This is a genomic window from Geobacillus thermopakistaniensis (assembly GCF_000498995.1).
Taxonomy (GTDB): Bacteria; Bacillota; Bacilli; order Bacillales; family Anoxybacillaceae; genus Geobacillus; species Geobacillus thermoleovorans.
Genome location: NZ_AYSF01000001.1, coordinates 40,610 through 59,778 on the forward strand (window position 1 = coordinate 40,610; position 19,169 = coordinate 59,778).

General features: G+C 55.0%; 22 protein-coding genes. All 22 read right to left on the minus strand.

Annotated features, from left to right (window positions below; all coding sequences use genetic code 11):
• Positions 1-52: 52 nt before the first annotated feature.
• Entirely contained in the window at positions 53-1,054 is a 1,002-nt protein-coding gene (gene nuoH / locus T260_RS137570; protein ID WP_011232819.1) for an NADH-quinone oxidoreductase subunit NuoH, read from the minus strand.
• Positions 1,051-2,151, minus strand: coding sequence for an NADH-quinone oxidoreductase subunit D (locus T260_RS137565; RefSeq protein ID WP_014196947.1), 1,101 nt, complete (start codon positions 2,149-2,151; stop codon positions 1,051-1,053). Before T260_RS137565 ends, nuoH begins: the two co-directional genes overlap by 4 nt.
• A 3-nt stretch (positions 2,152-2,154) precedes the next feature.
• Positions 2,155-3,438 (minus strand): NADH-quinone oxidoreductase subunit C, encoded by a 1,284-nt coding sequence (locus T260_RS137560; protein WP_023633287.1) that lies wholly within the window; start codon positions 3,436-3,438, stop codon positions 2,155-2,157.
• Between the two features lie 3 nt (positions 3,439-3,441).
• Entirely contained in the window at positions 3,442-3,954 is a 513-nt protein-coding gene (locus T260_RS137555) for a NuoB/complex I 20 kDa subunit family protein (protein ID WP_011232822.1), read from the minus strand.
• Positions 3,945-4,313, minus strand: coding sequence for an NADH-quinone oxidoreductase subunit A (locus T260_RS137550; protein ID WP_011232823.1), 369 nt, complete (start codon positions 4,311-4,313; stop codon positions 3,945-3,947). The genes T260_RS137555 and T260_RS137550 overlap by 10 nt, the downstream gene beginning before the upstream one ends.
• A gap of 273 nt (positions 4,314-4,586) precedes the next feature.
• On the minus strand, positions 4,587-4,988 hold the full coding sequence (locus tag T260_RS137545; protein WP_011232824.1) for a F0F1 ATP synthase subunit epsilon: 402 nt from the start codon (positions 4,986-4,988) through the stop codon (positions 4,587-4,589).
• A 22-nt stretch (positions 4,989-5,010) separates the two neighbouring features.
• Positions 5,011-6,432 (minus strand): F0F1 ATP synthase subunit beta, encoded by a 1,422-nt coding sequence (gene atpD / locus T260_RS137540; RefSeq protein ID WP_011232825.1) that lies wholly within the window; start codon positions 6,430-6,432, stop codon positions 5,011-5,013.
• 27 nt (positions 6,433-6,459) lie between these two features.
• The gene (gene atpG / locus T260_RS137535) at positions 6,460-7,317 is read right to left on the minus strand and encodes an ATP synthase F1 subunit gamma (protein ID WP_011232826.1); all 858 of its coding nucleotides are present in this window, start codon (positions 7,315-7,317) and stop codon (positions 6,460-6,462) included.
• A 67-nt stretch (positions 7,318-7,384) separates the two neighbouring features.
• Positions 7,385-8,893 carry a F0F1 ATP synthase subunit alpha gene (gene atpA, locus T260_RS137530; protein ID WP_011232827.1) on the minus strand — a complete coding sequence of 503 codons (1,509 nt, stop codon included), beginning with the start codon at positions 8,891-8,893 and terminating at the stop codon, positions 7,385-7,387.
• A gap of 24 nt (positions 8,894-8,917) precedes the next feature.
• A complete protein-coding gene (locus T260_RS137525) occupies positions 8,918-9,454 on the minus strand; it encodes a F0F1 ATP synthase subunit delta (protein WP_011232828.1) in 537 nt (178 codons plus the stop codon).
• Positions 9,451-9,984 (minus strand): F0F1 ATP synthase subunit B, encoded by a 534-nt coding sequence (locus tag T260_RS137520; protein ID WP_171660741.1) that lies wholly within the window; start codon positions 9,982-9,984, stop codon positions 9,451-9,453. The genes T260_RS137525 and T260_RS137520 overlap by 4 nt, the downstream gene beginning before the upstream one ends.
• A 120-nt stretch (positions 9,985-10,104) precedes the next feature.
• Complete coding sequence (gene atpE / locus T260_RS137515; protein WP_011232830.1) at positions 10,105-10,323, minus strand: F0F1 ATP synthase subunit C; 219 nt, start codon at positions 10,321-10,323, stop codon at positions 10,105-10,107.
• Between the two features lie 71 nt (positions 10,324-10,394).
• Positions 10,395-11,108, minus strand: coding sequence for a F0F1 ATP synthase subunit A (gene atpB / locus T260_RS137510; protein ID WP_011232831.1), 714 nt, complete (start codon positions 11,106-11,108; stop codon positions 10,395-10,397).
• Between the two features lie 17 nt (positions 11,109-11,125).
• Positions 11,126-11,509 carry an ATP synthase subunit I gene (locus T260_RS137505; protein WP_014196951.1) on the minus strand — a complete coding sequence of 128 codons (384 nt, stop codon included), beginning with the start codon at positions 11,507-11,509 and terminating at the stop codon, positions 11,126-11,128.
• A 4-nt stretch (positions 11,510-11,513) separates the two neighbouring features.
• Positions 11,514-11,735: an AtpZ/AtpI family protein gene (locus tag T260_RS137500; RefSeq protein ID WP_011232833.1), complete on the minus strand. Its 222-nt coding sequence runs from the start codon at positions 11,733-11,735 to the stop codon at positions 11,514-11,516.
• Between the two features lie 603 nt (positions 11,736-12,338).
• Positions 12,339-12,968, minus strand: a complete 630-nt coding sequence (gene upp / locus T260_RS137495; protein ID WP_011232835.1) for a uracil phosphoribosyltransferase — start codon at positions 12,966-12,968, stop codon at positions 12,339-12,341.
• Positions 12,969-13,119: 151 nt separating this feature from the next.
• Positions 13,120-14,358 carry a serine hydroxymethyltransferase gene (gene glyA, locus T260_RS137490; RefSeq protein WP_011232836.1) on the minus strand — a complete coding sequence of 413 codons (1,239 nt, stop codon included), beginning with the start codon at positions 14,356-14,358 and terminating at the stop codon, positions 13,120-13,122.
• Between the two features lie 92 nt (positions 14,359-14,450).
• The gene (locus tag T260_RS137485; protein ID WP_013524809.1) at positions 14,451-15,029 is read right to left on the minus strand and encodes a TIGR01440 family protein; all 579 of its coding nucleotides are present in this window, start codon (positions 15,027-15,029) and stop codon (positions 14,451-14,453) included.
• A 769-nt stretch (positions 15,030-15,798) separates the two neighbouring features.
• On the minus strand, positions 15,799-16,245 hold the full coding sequence (gene rpiB / locus T260_RS137480) for a ribose 5-phosphate isomerase B (RefSeq protein ID WP_023633289.1): 447 nt from the start codon (positions 16,243-16,245) through the stop codon (positions 15,799-15,801).
• Positions 16,246-16,340: 95 nt separating this feature from the next.
• Positions 16,341-17,630 (minus strand): methyl-accepting chemotaxis protein, encoded by a 1,290-nt coding sequence (locus tag T260_RS137475; protein WP_011232839.1) that lies wholly within the window; start codon positions 17,628-17,630, stop codon positions 16,341-16,343.
• A gap of 25 nt (positions 17,631-17,655) precedes the next feature.
• On the minus strand, positions 17,656-18,102 hold the full coding sequence (locus T260_RS137470) for a low molecular weight protein arginine phosphatase (RefSeq protein ID WP_011232840.1): 447 nt from the start codon (positions 18,100-18,102) through the stop codon (positions 17,656-17,658).
• 254 nt (positions 18,103-18,356) lie between these two features.
• On the minus strand, positions 18,357-18,908 hold the full coding sequence (locus tag T260_RS137465) for a manganese efflux pump MntP (protein ID WP_011232841.1): 552 nt from the start codon (positions 18,906-18,908) through the stop codon (positions 18,357-18,359).
• Between the last annotated feature and the right edge of the window lie 261 nt (positions 18,909-19,169).

Consider the following 19,169-nt stretch of genomic DNA (forward strand, 5'->3'; position numbering starts at 1 on the left):
CAATTTGAGAAAAGTCCGTTTTTCGCGACTTTTCACTAAATCACCGGCTTTTTTAGAAAAACCACGCTTTAACGACCGCCGTCAGCACAATGTTGACGAGCGAAAGCGGAAGCAGCACTTTCCAGGCGAACTCCATCAGCTGGTCGGCGCGCACGCGCGGAAATGTGGCGCGAAACCAAATGAGGACGAAAACAACCGCACAAAACTTCAGCGCAAACCAGACCGCGCCAGGAATCCAGCCGAGAAAGGCGACCGGATGCCAGCCGCCGAGAAACAAAATCGTCACAAGCGCCGCCATGGCGAACAAATACACATACTCGGCGAGCATAAAGAACGCCCAACGGAATCCGGAATATTCGACATGAAAGCCGGCGACCAACTCGGACTCCGCCTCCGGCAAGTCAAACGGCGTCCGGTTCAACTCGGCCACCGCGGCAATGAGGAAAATCAAAAACGCCAACGGCTGGGCGAAAATGAACCAGACGTCTTTTTGCGCCGCAACGATGTCGACTAAATTCATGCTTCCAGCCAAAAGCACGACGCCAAGCGCTGACATGACGAGCGGAATCTCATAGGAAATCATTTGCGCGGCTGCCCGCATGCCGCCAAGCAGAGCGTATTTGTTGTTTGACGCCCAGCCGCCGGCGACAACGCCGACGGTCGTCAAGCCGGAGACAGCGATATAATACAGAAGGCCGACGCCAATATCGGCGAACCGGAACGCATCGGTAAACGGCAATACCGCCAACACCATAAACGACGGCACAAAGGCGATGATCGGCGCCAGCACGTAGAGCGGACGGTCGGCCGCTTTCGGGATCGTATCCTCTTTCAAAAGCAGCTTCAACACATCGGCAACGGTTTGCAGCAGTCCGAAGCGGCCGCCGACTTGGTTCGGGCCGATGCGCCCTTGCATAAACCCCATCACTTTCCGTTCGGCCAAAATGCCGTATGTGACAAAGGCGAGCACAACCGCCAAAAGCAGCGCCCCAAGCCCGAAAAACAGGGCGATGTTCGACCAGCCAGGCGTGGATTCAAGCCATTGTTCCATCATCCGTCGACCTCCCCAAGCACAATGTCAATCGACCCAAGAATGGCGATGACATTGGCCAAGTTTTCCCCTTTGAGCAGCTTCGGGAGTATTTGCAAGTTGTAAAACGATGGGCGCCGGAATTTGAGGCGGTACGGCTCTTTTTTGCCGTCGCTCGCAATATAGCAGCCGATCTCGCCGCGCGGCGCTTCGATGCGGACAAATGTCTCACCCGGCGGCGCTTTAATGATGCGGGGCACTTTTCCCATGATCGGCCCCTCAGGCGGAAATTGCTCGCACGCCTGCTCGATGATGCGGAGCGACTGTTCGATTTCCGCCATCCGGCATTCATAGCGGGCGAGGCAATCGCCGCCCTCGCGCACCGGCACGTCAAAATCAAAGCGGTCATAGATCGAATACGGTTCATCTTTGCGCAAATCCCATTTGACGCCGGTCGACCGCAAGTTGACGCCGCTCAGCGAATAGCTGATCGCCTCTTCTTTCGTATACCGCCCGACGCCGGTGACGCGCTGGCGGAAAATTTCATTGCCGGTGACAAGCTCATGATAGCCGTGAAGTTTCTCCCGCATGTACGGAACGAACTGCTTCACTTTGTCAATCCAACCGTCCGGCGCATCCCATTTGACCCCGCCGATGCGCATATAGTTGAACGTCAACCGCGCTCCAGACAGCTCATTTAATAGATTAATAATCATTTCGCGTTCGCGGAACGCGTACAAAAACGGGCTCGTCGCGCCAAGGTCAAGCAAGTACGTCCCCCACCAGACAAGGTGGCTGGCGATCCGCCCAAGCTCCATGGCGAGAACGCGCAAATATTCGGCCCGCTCCGGCACTTCAATGCCCATCATCGTTTCGACCGCATGGCAAAGCACATAGTTGTTCGTCATCGCTGATAAATAGTCCATCCGGTCGGTGTACGGGATGATTTGCGTATATTGCAGCCCTTCGGCAATTTTCTCCGTTCCGCGATGCAAATAGCCGATGACCGGTGTCGCTTCTTGAATGATCTCGCCGTCAATTTTTAAAATGAGGCGGAACACCCCGTGCGTGCTCGGGTGTTGAGGGCCGACGTTTAAAATCATTTCTTCTGTGCGCAGCATCATCTACACCTCCGCATCATACGGCTCGTAATCTTTGCGCAACGGATGCCCGACCCATTGTTCGCCGAGGAAGATGCGGATTAAGTTCGGGTGGCCGCGGAAACGGATGCCAAGCAAATCGTACGCTTCGCACTCCGGCCAGTTCGCCCCCGGCCAAAGCGGAACGAGCGAATCGACTTCCGGGTTGTCGCGCTCGATTTTGACTTTCAGCGCCACCGGCTGCCGGTTTGGATAGGAATACAAATGGACGTACACTTCCATATGCGTTTGAAAATCGGTGCCGTGCAGCTCGGATAAATAATCAAACCGAAGCTGTTCATGGCCTTTCAACAACTCGGCGACTTTGTAGTACGCCTCTTTTTTCACGACAAGCGTCGGCACATCTTTCGCCAGCCGGTTGATGTATGCATCCTCGAACACGTCCGAACCGAGATGCTCATGAATGATGCGGACATATTTCTCAAGCAGCGGATCGTTCGGCGACGGAGCGGCATACCGTCCGGTTCCTCCGTCAGTTTCTTCGGCCTTTGTCCGGGCGGCCGCTGCCGCTTTTTGTTTCGCCCCCTCATCGCCAGCGCCGCCTTGTTGCTTCGCCAAGGCCGCCGCCCGCGCTTTTGCCGCGGCCGCAGCTTTCGCTTTCGCCGCGGCGGCCGCTTTTTGCTTGGCTAGCTCGTCATCGTCGCCCGACGCTTCAGCGGCTTTTTGTTTGGCTAATGCAGCAGCTCTCGCCTTCGCGGCCGCAGCTGCCTTTTTCTTCGCCAACTCAAGATCATCCTCCGCACCGCTTTCCGCCGCCTCGCGCTGTCTCCGCAGTTCCGCCGCCCTCGCCCGCGCTTCCTCTGCCGCCTTTCTCTTCGCCGCCTCGAGGTCGCCTTCGGTCGCCGCACCAGACGCAGCGGCCTCGCGCTGTCTCCGCAGCTCCGCCGCCCTCGCCCGCGCTTCCTCCGCCGCCTTTCTCTTCGCCGCCTCGAGGTCGCCTTCGGTCGCGCCGCCTGTCGCGGCTGCTTCCCGCTGTCTTCGCAGTTCGGCGGCCCTCGCCCGCGCTTCCTCGGCTGCTCGTTTTTTCGCCAATGCAAGATCGTCGGCCGATGCCGGTTCCGTTGCCTCTCCCTTCGTTGTTTCGAGCTGGCTGCCATTCGAATTCGGGGGCGTTTTCAAACTGCCCGTTTCGGCGGCTGACTTGGCCTGTTCATCTGCCTGCCTAGCCGCGAGCCGTTCGCGCGCCAGCTGTTTTGCCCGCTCAGCGGCTTCTTTTTTTCGCTGGGCCAAATCTTTTTCTTCATCCATCGGTTACAGCACCTTCTTCCCCGTTTTGGCTTCCAGTCGGATTTTTTCTTTTAATTTATGAATACCGTAGATGAGCGCTGCCGGGTTCGGCGGACAGCCTGGTATGTACACGTCCACCGGGACAATTTGGTCGACGCCTTTGACGACGCTGTACGATTTGACGTACGGGCCGCCGGCTGTCGCACACGAACCCATGGCGATGACCCATTTCGGTTCGGGCATTTGGTCATACAACCGGCGCAAGAGCGGCGCCATTTTTTTCGTCACCGTGCCCGAGACAATCATGACGTCCGCCTGCCGCGGCGAGGCGCGGAAAAACGAACCGAACCGGTCGAGGTCGTAATGGGCGCCGCCGACCGCCATCATCTCGATAGCGCAACAGGCAAGGCCGAACGTCAACGGCCAAAGCGAACTGCTTCGGGCCCATCCTTTCAACTGTTCCAACGTCGTCAAAAAGACGTTTCGCTTCACTTCTTCCATTTCGACGCCAGAAAAACCCTCCCATTTCACATCCATCGTAACACCTTCTTTTTCCAAGCATAGATAAGGCCAATGGCAAGCAAAACGATGAAAATGATCATTTCCACCAACGCGAACAAACCGAGTTGGTCATAGACAACAGCCCACGGGTACAAAAACACCGTCTCGATATCGAAAATGACAAACAGCAAGGCAAATAGGTAGTACCGAACTTGGAACTGAACGCGCGAGTCGTGAAAGGGATTGTTACCGCTTTCATACGTTGTCGCCTTTGCATCACTCGGCACGTGCGGCCGCAGCCACCGCCCGGCCGTGAGCGCCCCGATCGGCAGCAACACACCGAGGCAAAGGAAGACGAAGATGATCAAATAACTGTTTGCATAGATGTTGCTCAACCAGCTCGCCCCCTTCCGGTTTACTACATACGTATGGTGTTAATGATGAAATTTTTCAATAATTCCTTCGATTTCATTATAACATTTATATCCAGCCGTGTCAGCAAAACTTCAAGTTAACACTGTCAACACTGTATCCATTCATGTAAGCGCTTCATCTTTGTTGAAGCGACGGAATGCGAGGAACGAAAAAAGAGAGAGCGTTTGCCTCTCTCCTTGACGGACGATTCTTCTGTTTTCATCAAAAAAAGCAGGGGAGTTTTCCCCTGCTTTTTACTTCATTTCCGCAACACTCAAACGGTTCATGGCGCGTTTTAACGCCAGTTCGGCCCGTTTGAAGTCGATGTCATCCTGCTGGCTTTGCAGGCGGCGCTCCGCCCGCTCTTTCGCCGCTTTGGCGCGGAGGACGTCAATGTCCTCCGCCCGTTCAGCAGCTTGAGCCAAAATCGTCACTTTGTCCGGGCGGACTTCCAAAAAGCCGCCGCTGACGGCAATGTATTGCGTTTTGCCGCCTTTTTTCAGCCGGGCCGCGCTGATCTCGAGCGGGGCGACAAGCGGAATGTGCCCCGGCAAAATGCCGAGCTCGCCGCTTTTCGCTTTGACGCTGACCATCTCAACATCGTCTTCGTACACCGGGCCATCAGGAGTAACGACGCTCACGTGGATCGTTTTCATTGTCCAATCCCCCTATCCCGGGTCACACTTCGACACCCATCGCTTTCGCTTTTTCAACGACTTCTTCAATGCGGCCGACTAAGCGGAACGCATCTTCCGGAAGATGGTCGTATTTGCCTTCCAAAATTTCTTTAAAGCCGCGCACTGTTTCTTTCACCGGCACGTAGGAGCCCGGTTGGCCCGTGAACTGCTCCGCCACGTGGAAGTTTTGCGACAAGAAGAACTGGATGCGGCGGGCGCGATGAACGACGAGTTTGTCTTCATCCGACAGTTCATCCATCCCCAAGATGGCGATGATGTCTTGCAATTCTTTATAACGTTGCAGCGTTTGCTGCACTTTGCGGGCGACTTGGTAGTGCTCCTCGCCGACGATTTCCGGCGCCAACGCACGCGATGTCGAAGCGAGCGGGTCAACGGCCGGATAAATCCCCATCTCCGCGAGCTTCCGCTCCAGGTTCGTCGTCGCATCCAAGTGCGAGAACGTCGTGGCCGGAGCCGGGTCCGTATAGTCGTCGGCCGGGACGTAAATCGCTTGAATCGAGGTGATCGATCCTTTCGCCGTCGACGTGATCCGCTCTTGCAATTGACCCATCTCCGTCGCCAATGTCGGTTGGTAACCAACGGCCGACGGCATGCGGCCTAACAGCGCCGACACTTCCGAACCGGCCTGCGTGAAACGGAAGATGTTATCGATAAAGAGCAACACGTCTTGGCCTTGTTCATCACGGAAGTATTCGGCCATCGTCAAGCCGGTCAAGGCGACGCGCATCCGCGCCCCCGGCGGCTCATTCATTTGTCCGAACACCATGGCCGTTTTGCTGATGACGCCGGAATCTTTCATCTCATGGTACAAGTCGTTTCCTTCGCGCGTCCGTTCGCCGACGCCAGCAAAGACGGAAATCCCGCCGTGCTCTTGGGCGATGTTGTGGATCAGCTCTTGAATCAAGACCGTTTTTCCTACGCCAGCGCCGCCGAACAAACCGATTTTTCCGCCTTTAATATACGGGGCAAGCAAGTCAACGACTTTAATCCCCGTTTCCAAAATTTCGACTTCCGTCGCCAATTCCTCGAATTTTGGCGCCGGACGGTGAATCGGGTCGCGGCGGGCGTCAGCCGGAATGTCGCCTTCCAAGTCGATCGGCTCGCCCAAGACGTTGAACACGCGGCCAAGCGTGACTTCGCCGACCGGCACCGAAATCGGTGCACCGGTATCGATGACTTCCATGCCGCGGATGAGGCCGTCTGTGGACGCCATCGCGATCGTCCGTACTGTATCATCGCCAAGGTGCAAGGCGACTTCCAATGTCAAGTCGATGTCGACTTCGTTTTCGTTGCGCGCTTTATGTTGAATTTTCAGGGCGTTGTAGATCGCCGGCAAGTGGCCGTTCTCAAACTTGACGTCTACAACCGGACCCATGACTTGGATAACGCGTCCTCTTGTCATCGTTTTCCCTCCTAACTTGCTAGTCCCCTATTGCAAGGCGTTTGCTCCGGCGACAATTTCCGTAATTTCTTGCGTAATCGCCGCTTGCCGAGCGCGGTTGTAGGAAAGCGTCAATGTGCGAATGAGCTCGTTCGCATTGTCCGTTGCGTTCTTCATCGCCGTCATGCGGGCGGCGTGTTCGCTTGCTTTTGCATCGAGCAATGCGCCGTAAATGAGGCTTTCCGCATACTGCGGCAATAAGACGTCCAAAATTTCTTCTTGCGACGGTTCAAATTCGTACACCGTGCGCTGCTTATTCTCCGCCAAGTCAGTGAGCGGCAGAAGCTTCCGTTCCGTCACCTCTTGCTGGATCGCGCTCACGTAATGGTTGTAATACATATACAGCTCGTCAAACGTACCGTCGGCGAATAACCCAACCGTTTTGCGGGCGATTTCTTTAATATCGGCAAACGACGGCTGGTCCGGCAAGCGGGTGATGTCGAGAATGACCGGCATGTTCCGCTTGCGGAAAAAGCTCAACCCGACGCGGCCGATGACGATGATCGCATATTCGTCCGGAGAAGCATGGCGTTTTTGGATCGTTTGGTACACGAGGCGCAGCACGTTGCTGTTGTACGCGCCAGCCAGACCGCGATCCGACGTGATCACGAGATACCCGGTCTTTTTCACCGGGCGCGAAACGAGCATCGGATGCGAAGCGCCGCCGGCGCCAAGCGCCACATTGGCCACGACTTCTTGAATTTTCTCCATATATGGAACGAACGATTTCGCGTTTTGCTCCGCTCGGTTCAGCTTCGACGTCGAGACCATTTCCATCGCTTTTGTAATTTGGCTTGTCTTCTTCGTCGCATTGATGCGCGTTTTAATATCGCGTAACGATGCCAAAGGTTTCACCACCTTTTTGCTGCACGGGTTCTAACAGGCGTGAGGGGGCGATATGCCCCCGCCGGCCTTATTGTGAAACGACAAACGTTTTCTTGAACGCTTCGATCGCTTTATTGAGATCGTCTTCGTTCGGAAGATCTTTCGTCGTGCGGATGTGCTCAAGCAAGTGTTGGCCGTTTTGGTCGAGCCACAAGTAAAACTCTTTCTCGAAACGGCGCACATCTTCAACCGGAATGTCGTCCAAAAAGCCGCGCGTCAATGCATAGATGATCAACACTTGTTTTTCGACCGGAATCGGCTGATGCAAATCTTGCTTCAGCACTTCGACCGTGCGCGCCCCGCGGGCGAGCTTCGCTTGCGTCGCCTTGTCGAGGTCGGAGCCGAATTGGGCGAACGCCTCCAGCTCACGGTAAGCGGCCAAGTCCAAACGGAGCGTCCCGGCTACTTTTTTCATCGCTTTGATTTGCGCTGCCCCACCGACGCGCGAAACGGACAACCCTGCGTTGATCGCTGGGCGGACGCCGGAGAAGAACAAGTCCGATTGCAAGAAAATTTGCCCGTCCGTAATCGAGATGACATTCGTCGGAATGTACGCGGAAATATCGCCCGCTTGCGTTTCGACGAACGGAAGCGCGGTCAAGGAACCGCCGCCTTTGGCATCGCTCAATTTCGCTGCGCGCTCAAGCAGGCGGGAGTGCAAGTAGAAAATATCCCCCGGATACGCTTCACGGCCCGGCGGACGGCGAAGCAAGAGCGACAATTCACGGTATGCCGCGGCTTGTTTCGATAAATCGTCATAGACCACTAACACGTGTTGGCCTTTATACATGAAATACTCGCCCATCGCCACACCGGCATACGGCGCCAAGAACAAAAGCGGAGCCGGCTGCGACGCCGAAGCGGTGACGACGATCGTATAGTCGAGCGCGCCGTGTTTGCGGAGCGTTTCGACAACGGTGCGGACCGTCGATTCTTTTTGCCCGATGGCGACATAAATACAAATCATGTTTTGGTCTTTTTGGTTGATGATCGTGTCAATGGCGACGGACGTTTTCCCCGTTTGCCGGTCGCCGATGATGAGTTCGCGCTGGCCGCGGCCGATCGGCACGAGCGCGTCGATCGCTTTAATCCCGGTTTGCAGCGGCTCATGCACCGATCTCCGGTCCATAACGCCCGGCGCCGGGCTCTCGATCGGGCGCGTTTCCGTCGTTTCCACCGGCCCTAATCCGTCAACAGGCTGACCGAGTGGGTTGACGACGCGGCCGATGAGCGCTTCCCCAACGGGCACTTCCATGATCCGGCCCGTACGGCGCACTTCGTCCCCTTCTTTAATGCCGGTGTACGGTCCTAAAATAACGATACCGACGTTGTTTTCTTCCAAGTTCAACGCCATGCCCATCACGCCGTTGGCAAACTCGACGAGCTCGCCGGACATGACGTTATCGAGCCCATGAGCGCGCGCGATCCCGTCGCCGACTTGGATGACGGTGCCGACGTCGCTCACTTGGATTTGCGATTCATAGTTTTCAATCTGCTGCTTAATGAGCGCGCTGATTTCTTCCGCTCGAATGCTCATGCCTTTCACCCCTGTCTTCAAATGTTAGCCGATCAGCTGCCGCCGAATCCGTTCAAGCTGCCCGCTGACGCTGCCGTCGTAAATGCGGTTGCCGATGCGCAGCTTCACGCCGCCGATGAGTTCCGGATCAATGATATTTTCAATCTCAAGCGTCTGTTTGCCGACTTTTTGGGCAAAGACGTCGGAAAGCGCCCGCAGTTCTTCGTCCGTCAACGGCCGCGCCGAATAGGCGACCGCCTTGGCGATGCCACGCGCATCGTCGACTAGGGCGAGAAACTGTTCCGCCAGCTCGGGCACAAGGCCGAAGCGATGGCGCTCCAGAAGAAGGAGAAGCGTGTTTTGCACCGGGGTGGACACACCGGCGAACGCTTCGCGGATGAGCGCTTTTTTCTGATCCAAGGAAAGTTTCGGATACGAAAGAAGCGATAAAAACTCGCCGTTTTCCGCCAACGCCTGGCGCACGGCGCGAACATCTTCTTCGATTCGATCAAGCTGTCCTTGTTCGAGCGCGATTTGGAACAAAGCGGACGCGTACCGTTTGGCGATCACTTCTTGGTTCATCGCGCTCCTCCTGCCTCTTGAACGTCTTTGATGTACGCTTCGATCAGCTTGCGTTGATCTTGCTCGGTCAGCTCTTTTTCAATCACTTTTGAGGCGATCAAGACAGACAACGAGGCCACTTGTTCGCGGAGCGCGGCCATCGCCTGTTCTTTTTCACGCTCGATTTCTTTTTTCGCCGCTTCTTTCACCCGTTCCGCTTCCGCACGGGCCGAGGCGACAATTTGTTCTTTCTGCTCTTCAGCCAGCTTGCGCGCGTTTTCAATGAGCGCTTGCGCTTCTTGGCGCGACTGCTTCATCAGTTCGCGCTGTTCTTCAAGAAGTTTTTCTGCTTCTTGACGGCGTTTTTCCGCCTGGTCGATTTCGTTCGCGATATGTTCTTCACGTTGTTTCATGATATTCATTAACGGCTGCCAAGCGAATTTGCGCAACAAGGCCAGCAAAATGATGAACATCAGCAATTGGTAAATAATCGTGCCGCCGCTGATGCCATGCGCCGCTTCGCCGAGCACCCATACGTTTGCCTTCCACAACACCGCGTTTCACTCCTTTCGACAGCTATCGCACCGACGCGATCTCGCAAAACCGCACATAAAGGAATGGCGAAGGTGGTCGTTGACACGAACTTCGCCATCACTTTCCATATCGATTTCTTATCGACCTAAGTAAATGAACGAGAAGACGACACCGATGATCGGAAGCGCCTCAACCAACGCGACCCCGATGAACATCGTCGTTTGCAAAACCGGACGCAATTCTGGTTGACGAGCAATCCCTTCGATGGTACGGCTGACGATCAACCCGTTGCCGATGCCGGCGCCTAACGCCCCCAAACCTACCGCAATCGCAGCTGCAAGTACACCCAAACTCATGTTGATAGATCCTCCTTCGCAATGTTTAAAGTAATGTTTCATTCAAGTCTTGCTCTAATGAAAAGGAATGCTCAATGGTCATGACTGACCTTATGAGCCATATAAACCATTGTTAACATCGTAAAAATGAACGCCTGAATCGTTCCGACAAAAATACTGAACGCTTGCCACACCATCATCGGGATGGCTGCGCCAACAGCGCCAAGCACACCGTAATGCGTGCCAAGGCTGGCGAGCAAGCCAAGCAAAATTTCCCCGGCGTAAATGTTCCCGAAAAGACGCAAACCGAGCGTCAGCGTGTTGGCAAACTCTTCGATGATTTTAAGCGGGAACAACCAGGCGACTGGACGGGTGTAATCGCGCAAATAGTCGGACGCCCCTTTCATTTTGACGCCATAGTAGTGGGTGAGGCCGACGACCATCACCGCCAGCGTCAACGTAACGGTCGCATCCGCGGTCGGCGATTTCCACCAAAGTTCACCGTTTACGTGGACGGAAAACGGCAGTCCAAGCATATTGGCCACAAACACATACATGATGAGCGTGACGCCCAGCGTCAAAAAGCGGCCGCCCGTTTGCCAATCCATCGTGCTGTTAATGATGCCTCTGACAAAGTCAAAGACCCACTCCATAAAGTTTTGCATCCCCGTCGGGCGCAGCTGAAGCGAGCGAGTAGCCGCAACAGCAATGATGAAAACGATCAAGCTCGTGATCGTAATCATCAACATATCAGATAAATTAAACGTAAGGCCTAAAAATTCGACAAGCGGCGCTTTATGCTCCATCCTCTCTCACCTCGCTTTCATACCTGCAGCTTGTCGTTTTTCCATTTGTGAAAGAAGAAATCTATTATAATGACAATGTAGGATGTCATTAATCCCAAAACGGTTGGCGCGATATGGAAATATTGCGGATACGTCAGAACAATGACAGCAGCCAACGCGGCAAGCGCCAAACGCGATAAGGTGCCTAATGTGCGCACTTTTTTGCGCGCCGCCACCGCTTGTCCGAATTTTTCGATTTTCCAGGTTAAGTTCCAAACCATGAGGAGGCTGATCGATGTGCCGAGAATCAAGCTGAGAAAAACGGTTTTATACGGCGTAAATCCAAAGCCGAGCGTATAGATGGCGAGCAAATACAATATGTACCTAACTTGCCGCAAAAACACCGTTTGAAGACTTCCCATTTTATTACTCCTCAGAGAAATATTGGCGGATCAAGCGCAACATGGCATACACGCCGGCCGCCAGTCCGAGCAAAAGGCCGACGATCAAAAAGATCGGCTCGGTGCCAAATCGATCATCGATCCATCTCCCGCCGAAAACGCCGACCAAAATCGAACCGACAAGTTGGGAGACGATGGCGGACATCAACGCCATGGCTTGAAACGGGTGGCGCTGTTTTGGGGACATGCCAACACACCCTTTAACATAATGAAAACCTTCTCAATCTACCCCTTGTAAAGGATACAATACGGCCTGGTCAATGTCAATGTGTTTCCACGTAAAACCTCATTCACATAGGGCAAATATTAATAATTTGTGACAATTTCTCATTTTCTTCTCACAATGATGATGTATAATGATATATTTTATTTTTAGCCTATTTTCCTTTTCATGATTCTATATAGATGCAATTTGAAGCTTTACCATTTGCAGTTTTTACCGAGTATTTGATCGACTGTCGGGCGACCGAACAACGCCGCTTCCAGACCCATATATGGGTCTGTGAAGCAGGCGGTTGTTCGGTCCTCCGTCACGCCAAGGCGTGACGGAGAAGCCTGTGGCTTTCCTCCGACAGTCGAAAAGGGGCAAACCGCTTTTCCGTCAAGGATATGTTAAACTTCTTCGTTGCATCTATATATATACTTGGCTTTGCAAACGGAGCGGTTTCTCAGCGCCATCTTTCTGCCGCGGCCTATTCGATGCAAGCGCTTAACTGACGCATGGGCAAGGCACCCTCTCCGCCGCTCGATGGAATGCGAACCCCGCGCGGCGCGGAGCGCCTTGCAACTGTTATTTTGTGCCAAACAGCCGGTCGCCGGCGTCGCCGAGACCAGGGACAATATAGCCGTGGTCGTTCAACCGCTCATCAAGGGCAGCGATGTAAATGTCCACATCCGGGTGGGCCGTTTCCACCGCTTTGACTCCTTCCGGCGCCGCGATCAGGCACATAAATTTAATGCTTTTCGCTCCCCGCTTTTTCAGCGCATCGATCGCCGCCACCGCTGATCCGCCGGTTGCGAGCATCGGGTCGACGATGATAAAATCGCGCTCTTCGACATCGCTCGGCAGCTTGACGTAATATTCGACCGGCTTTAATGTTTGGGGATCGCGGTACAAGCCGATATGGCCGACTTTCGCCGCCGGGATGAGCTTCAGGATGCCGTCAACCATGCCGATGCCGGCGCGCAAAATCGGAATGACGCCCAGTTTTTTGCCGGCGATCACTTTCGCTCTGGCTTTACTGACGGGGGTTTCGATCTCGACTTCCTCAAGCGGCAGATCGCGTGTAATTTCAAACGCCATCAACGTCGCCACTTCGTCGACAAGCTCGCGAAATTCTTTCGTGCCCGTATTCTTGTCGCGAATGTAGGTCAATTTATGCTGGATGAGCGGATGATCAAAGACGTACACTTTTCCCATGGGTCAACTCTCCTCTTCCGTATGTATGCGCTGCACTTCTATACATTCTACTGGAAAACGAGCGCCTATTCAACTGCCGAACGAACGGAAAAAGGCGCACCGCCAAATCCGGAGGCGGTGCACCGTACGGTTTCGGACGAAGCGGCGGCGCTTAGTCTTGATAGAGCGGAAACTTTTCCGTCAAAGCGGCGACGCGTTGGCGCGCTTCCTCAAGCGCTTGTTCGCTGCCGACGTTTTTCAGCACAAGGCCGATGATGGCGGCGATTTCGTCCATCTCTTCCAATCCGAAGCCGCGCGTCGTGACCGCGGCCGTGCCGATGCGGATGCCGCTTGTGACAAACGGGCTTTCCGGATCGTACGGAATCGTGTTTTTGTTGACCGTAATCCCAACCTCATCGAGCACTTTCTCCGCCGTTTTCCCGGTCAGCTGCTGCGGGCGCAAATCGACAAGCAGCAAATGGTTGTCCGTGCCGCCGGAAATGAGAGTGAATCCTTCGTTTTGCAAGGCGGCTGCGAGCCGTTTGGCATTCTCCACGACGCGCTTCGCGTAGACTTTAAAGTCGTCTTGCAACGCTTCGCCGAGCGCGACGGCTTTGGCGGCAATGACATGCATGAGCGGGCCGCCTTGAATGCCAGGGAAAATGGCTTTGTCGATCTGTTTGGCGAACTGCTCCTGGCATAAAATCATCCCGCCGCGCGGACCGCGCAGCGTTTTGTGCGTCGTCGTCGTAACGAAATGGGCGTACGGCACTGGATTCGGATGAACACCTGCCGCAACAAGACCGGCAATATGGGCCATGTCAACCATTAAATAGGCGCCGACTTCATCGGCAATCTCGCGGAACTTGGCGAAGTCGATGATGCGCGGATAGGCGCTCGCGCCGGCGACGATCAACTTCGGCCGGTGAAGGCGCGCTTTTTCGCGCACGTCGTCATAGTCAATGACATGCGTTTCCGGATCGACGCCGTATTCGACAAAATTGTACTGAATGCCGCTGAAATTGACCGGGCTGCCGTGCGTCAAATGGCCGCCGTGCGACAAGTTCATGCCAAGCACCGTGTCGCCGTGCTCAAGAACGGTGAAATAAACGGCCATGTTCGCCTGCGCCCCGGAGTGCGGCTGGACGTTCACATGCTCCGCTCCAAACAACTGCTTCGCTCGCTCGCGCGCCAAATCTTCGACGATGTCGACATATTCACAACCGCCGTAGTAGCGGCGTCCCGGATAGCCTTCCGCATATTTGTTCGTCAGCACCGACCCTTGCGCTTCCATGACCGCGCGGCTGACAAAGTTTTCCGAGGCGATCAGTTCAATTTTCGCATGTTGCCGCTTCCGCTCTTGCTCAATAGCGGCGAACACTTGCGGATCTTGTTGTGGCAAGTAATTCATCAATAGCTCCCCCTTATGCGAAATCAGTGAATATTCGTTTTTATTTTATCAGCTTCAGCTAGGCAAATTCAAAGAAAAAATGAATGAAACCGCTAGAAAGAACAGGAATCATTCGGATTTTCCAACGAGTAGACCGCTCGGGCGCCGCCGATCAGCTTCGGCCGCGTTTTCGCCAGCGTCACGCACGCCGATCCAATGTGCTTCACCGAAACGCGCACGGGAACGGCAACCGGCTTCAAATGCATACCGATGAGCGTATGGCCGATGTCAATGCCGGCATCGGCGCGAATCGCCTCGACAACGACCGGGTCAGCGAACTTTCGATAGGCGTAGGCGGCCATCGCCCCACCCGCTTTCGGCACCGGAACGACCGAAACGATCTCCAGCCCGTGAGTTTTGGCGGTTTCCCGTTCGACAACAAGCGCCCGATTTAAATGTTCACAACATTGAAACGCGAGCGCAATGCCGGTTTCGCGCCGCCACGCGTCAAGCTCGGCAAACAGCATGGCGGCAACGTCCATCGATCCAGCCGTGCCGATCCGCTCGCCAAGCACCTCGCTCGTACTGCAGCCGATCACAACGACATCGCCGCGGCCAAGCGGAGCCTGTTTGCGAAACTCATGCAAGATGGCTTGCCATTGCTGCCGCCATTCGGTCAATCGTGCGTCCATGTCCTCTTCCCCTCCTTCGTTCGTTTTTATCCACGCTGCCGTTGACGAACACTGGCACTTTCGACGGTGATTCGTCAAAACCGGGTCCGGCTCCGGGGATGCCTGCGATACTCACGAATATGGAGTTTTCCTAGAAGGCTGATGAAAAAACAACCGTTTCCCCTGAATCGACAGTTCTCAAGTGGAGAGAACGAAACGCTTGCCGACTACAGCAGAAAAGCTGGGAACAGAGCCTTCTCAACGGGTTTTTATTGATTAATCAACACGCCTGACTTTTTGAACGCTCTCCCACCTACGCTCACGCTTAGAGGTGGGAGATTCTTGGGAACACCCGCCCTGCGGCAGGCTGTTCACCAAGCCATCCCCGTGCGTCCCACGGTTCAGCTGTCTTACCAAAACAGCAAAATTATATAAATGCAATTGAAAGCTTTTACATTCTTCGTTTTTACCGATCATTTCATCCGACTGTCGAGTGACCGAACAACACCGCTTAAAGACCCATGAATGGGTCTGTGAAGCGAGTCGTTGTTCGGTCTTTCGTCACGCCTTAGCGTGACAGAGGCAAGCCTATGGCTTGCCTTCGACAGTCAAAAATGGATGAGCCACTTTTCCGTCAAGAATATGTTAAACGATTTCGTTGCATCTCTATACACTCCCTTGCTGCCGCCATTCTCATGAAGCAAGACGCCCACGGCCGGCATGGGGCTGCACGGCGTCTTCCGCTTATGGCTCGCAGGCCGCATCCGCTCCGATGCGGCCCTGGTTCTGCCTACAAATGCTTGTTTTCATAGTCGGCGATTTTGCCGATTCGCCGCGCATGGCGTCCGCCTTCAAATTCGGTCTCAAGCCATGCCTTGGCGATTTCGCGCGCCAGGCCGGGGCCGATGACGCGCTCCCCCATCGCGAGAATGTTGCTGTCGTTATGCATGCGCGTCAGCTTGGCGCTGTAGACGTCGTGGCAAAGGGCGCAACGCACCCCTTTCACTTTGTTGGCGGCGATCGTCATGCCGATGCCGGTGCCGCAGATCAAAATGCCGCGATCAAATTCGCCGCGCGCCACTTTTTCAGCGACGGGAAGCGCGTAATCCGGGTAATCGACCGATGTTTCACAATCGCAGCCAAAATCGGTGTACTCGATTCCCATTTCATCCAACAGTGCTTTAATTTCCTCACGAATGCGAATTCCACCATGGTCAGAAGCAATAGCGACTTTCATCACTTTCGGGCGGGGAGCCCTAGGCTTCGCAGTGATAGCGAAAGCCAGGGAGGAATCGCCCTTCCTCCTTTCGATGAATCATATTTGCATGTGCATCAACGGGTGCGGAACCGGGCGACAGCCGCCTGCAATTGTTCGGCCTGTTCAACCAACTCGCCAGCCAGTTTATGCACATCGTTGATCGATGCGGCCTGCTCCTCGGTCGCCGCCGCAACTTCGAGCGCGCCGGCGGACGTCTGCTCAGCAATCGCCGCCACTTCTTGCGTCTGCGCCGCGGCCCGCTTCATATGCCCCATTTGACGCTTCGCCAACTCAGCGATGTCATGGACGGCGCGGATCACTTCATCAGCTGAGGCCGCCATGGCCGCAATGGCCTCATTCGTGCGCTCCCCTTTCGCCGCCTCAGCGTTTGCGGCGGCCACCTGCTTGTCCATTTGCGCCACCACACGGGCGACTTCATTTTGAATGTTGCCGACCAGTTCCGCGATTTTCTTGACCGCCTTGGCGCTCTCATCAGCCAGCTTGCGCACTTCCTCAGCGACGACGGCAAACCCCCGGCCGTGCTCGCCGGCGCGGGCTGCCTCAATGGAAGCATTGAGCGCAAGCAAGTTCGTCTGTTCAGCGATGTCCGCGACAAGCAACGTAATGTTGCCGATTTGATTGGCGTGTGCTTCGAGCTGCTTGACAGCCGCCCGCGACAGTTCTTGATCGTCAGCCAGCTGATCGATGCCGCTGACAAGCGAATGGGTGATATCGCGGCTTGCCTTCAGCGTTTCGGCCATCCCATATACCGACTGTTCCGCACGCTCGGCTGTTTCTTTTACTTGTACTGCGATGGCGAGCACATCCTCGGCCGCCGCAGCCGCCTCTTGAATCGCCTCGGCCGAAGACGCCGCCCCTTTGGAAATGTCGTCAATGGTCGCTGCAATATCGCGTGCACGGTTTGACGCTGTTTCGGACGCCTGCCTCATTTCCGCCGTCTTTTCAGTCGTGCGCGCTGCGCTCTCTTCCACATTGGCGACGACTGCGCGCAAATGGCCGAGCATCCGGTTGAACGCGACAGCCAGCGAGCGAATTTCGTCATGGGAAGAGGGCAGCGGAACATCCTCATCGATATGCCCTTCCGTCGCCTTTGCCGCCGCTTCCTCGAGCCGTTGCAGCGGCCTTGTAATCCAGCCAGCGGCCAAATAGGCAAGCACTCCGGACCAAAAGATGCCAAGGAGCAACACGATCATCGTGAACACGCTTTTGTTCCATGAGGCGAACCACTGATCATACAAAACGTACAAGAAAAAGGCGCTCGTTGAATACGTGATCAGCGCCAACGCTGTCGTAAAGACGACGAGCTTCAGGCGCAAACCGAACCGATGACTTGTCCCCCCCATTTGTGTTCCCCCTCACTTCTCAACCTCATTGTTCTGTTTGCAACTTTTCCGCCAAGCGGTCAATGAGCGTCTCCAGCTCATCGCGCGCCGCCCGGTACACTTCAATCGGCCCGCCGAACGGATCGGCGATGTCGCCGTCTGTTCCCGAGACGAACTGCTTCAACGTAAACGTTTTGTCCTTCGCTTCTGGGAAACGCTCGACGATCATTTCTTTATGGCCGGATGTCATCGCCAGCACGTGCGTCGCCCAGTCGATATGCTCTTTTTTCAGCTGCGAGGAGCGGTGGGCCGCTTCGATTCCTTTTTCCTTCAACACCGTCTTGGCGTGAACCGACGCCTCGCTCCCTTCCGCCGCAAACACGCCGGCCGATTTCACCTCGACGCCTGGCAGCTGCTTATTCTCCAACAATGCAGCGGCCATCGGGCTTCGGCACGTATTGCCCGTGCAGACGAACAAAATGCGGTATGGCATACAACCACCTCTTCACATCAATGACTTACCATCAATATACCATAGGGAAAAGAGCAAAAAAAGGCTCTTCACCACAACATGTACTTGACAAGCAATGCGGTTTCCTGCGTAAGGATAGGCAAAAAGTGCTGATTTTCCCTCACAAGCGTAAATAGGGTATGTTCAGAAAAAATCAAGTACAACTTTTGGTGAAGAGCCGCAAAAAAAGCAGGCAGTCCGCTTTTTTCCACTGAAGGAAAACCGCCTGCCGCCGTTTATAGAAAAAGCAGCTTGAGCCCGAACGCCAGCAAAATGCTGCCGCCGAGCGCTTCGCTGTAAGAACCGAGCCATTGCTGAAAATGGCGGCCGACAAAAAGCCCAACCCATGTCAGCACCATGCTGAACAGACCAAACAGCAAAATCGTCACCATCGTCCGCGCTCCGAAAATGCCGAGGCTCAGCCCGACGGAAAAGCTGTCTAGGCTGACGCTGAACGCAAAAAAAAGCAACCCCACCCCACGAGGAAACAGCGGTGAGCCATCGTCCCTCCGGAACGAGGCGATGATCATTTGCCCGCCAAGCCATAACAGCAGCGCCCCGCCCGCGTATGTCGCGACACTTCCGAACTCGCGCGACAGCAGGCGGCCGACCGCCATGCCAGCAAGCGGCATGAGAATATGAAACAAGCCGATCGTCAACCCGATATAAAACATTTGCCGCAGCCGGAGGCGCAACAGCCCCATTCCTAAAGCGACTGAAAACGCGTCCATGCCCAGCGCCAGCGCCATCATTGACAGCGCGATGATTTCGCCGATGAATGCGCCCATGTTTCTTCCCTCCCGGACCGGCCTTATTGCTAAACATATGCACGTCCAGGGCAGTTTAGAAGCAGAGCGGGCAGCCAATGGGCGCCGCCTGATTGACGGGCGGACGGAAAAGAAAAAACCGGTCCACAACAGACCGGTTTAGCGCTTGGAAACGGCATCCCCCAAATCCTCTAGTTGCAATTTGAACCTTACCGTTTGCAGAGCCGTTTTCTCGACTGTCGCACGACCGAACAACGCCGCTTCCAAACCCATACATGGATC

Excerpts from the sequence above, each read along its gene's own strand:
- glyA (WP_011232836.1), bottom strand. The coding sequence starts at position 14,358 with ATGAATTACTTGCCACAACAAGATCCGCAAGTGTTCGCCGCTATTGAG.
- T260_RS137500 (WP_011232833.1), bottom strand. The coding sequence starts at position 11,735 with ATGTCCCCAAAACAGCGCCACCCGTTTCAAGCCATGGCGTTGATGTCC.
- rpiB (WP_023633289.1), bottom strand. The coding sequence starts at position 16,245 with ATGAAAGTCGCTATTGCTTCTGACCATGGTGGAATTCGCATTCGTGAG.
- atpB (WP_011232831.1), bottom strand. The coding sequence starts at position 11,108 with ATGGAGCATAAAGCGCCGCTTGTCGAATTTTTAGGCCTTACGTTTAAT.
- T260_RS137565 (WP_014196947.1), bottom strand. The coding sequence starts at position 2,151 with ATGCTGCGCACAGAAGAAATGATTTTAAACGTCGGCCCTCAACACCCG.
- T260_RS137545 (WP_011232824.1), bottom strand. The coding sequence starts at position 4,988 with ATGAAAACGATCCACGTGAGCGTCGTTACTCCTGATGGCCCGGTGTAC.
- T260_RS137505 (WP_014196951.1), bottom strand. The coding sequence starts at position 11,509 with ATGGGAAGTCTTCAAACGGTGTTTTTGCGGCAAGTTAGGTACATATTG.
- atpE (WP_011232830.1), bottom strand. The coding sequence starts at position 10,323 with ATGAGTTTGGGTGTACTTGCAGCTGCGATTGCGGTAGGTTTGGGGGCG.
- atpA (WP_011232827.1), bottom strand. The coding sequence starts at position 8,893 with ATGAGCATTCGAGCGGAAGAAATCAGCGCGCTCATTAAGCAGCAGATT.
- upp (WP_011232835.1), bottom strand. The coding sequence starts at position 12,968 with ATGGGAAAAGTGTACGTCTTTGATCATCCGCTCATCCAGCATAAATTG.
- T260_RS137485 (WP_013524809.1), bottom strand. The coding sequence starts at position 15,029 with ATGGACGCACGATTGACCGAATGGCGGCAGCAATGGCAAGCCATCTTG.
- T260_RS137470 (WP_011232840.1), bottom strand. The coding sequence starts at position 18,102 with ATGCCATACCGCATTTTGTTCGTCTGCACGGGCAATACGTGCCGAAGC.
- T260_RS137555 (WP_011232822.1), bottom strand. The coding sequence starts at position 3,954 with ATGGATGTGAAATGGGAGGGTTTTTCTGGCGTCGAAATGGAAGAAGTG.
- T260_RS137475 (WP_011232839.1), bottom strand. The coding sequence starts at position 17,630 with ATGGGGGGGACAAGTCATCGGTTCGGTTTGCGCCTGAAGCTCGTCGTC.
- nuoH (WP_011232819.1), bottom strand. The coding sequence starts at position 1,054 with ATGATGGAACAATGGCTTGAATCCACGCCTGGCTGGTCGAACATCGCC.
- T260_RS137560 (WP_023633287.1), bottom strand. The coding sequence starts at position 3,438 with ATGGATGAAGAAAAAGATTTGGCCCAGCGAAAAAAAGAAGCCGCTGAG.
- T260_RS137465 (WP_011232841.1), bottom strand. The coding sequence starts at position 18,908 with ATGGGCGCATTCATCGGCGAAATCATCGCGCTGTCAATGATGGCGCTG.
- T260_RS137525 (WP_011232828.1), bottom strand. The coding sequence starts at position 9,454 with ATGAACCAAGAAGTGATCGCCAAACGGTACGCGTCCGCTTTGTTCCAA.
- atpD (WP_011232825.1), bottom strand. The coding sequence starts at position 6,432 with ATGACAAGAGGACGCGTTATCCAAGTCATGGGTCCGGTTGTAGACGTC.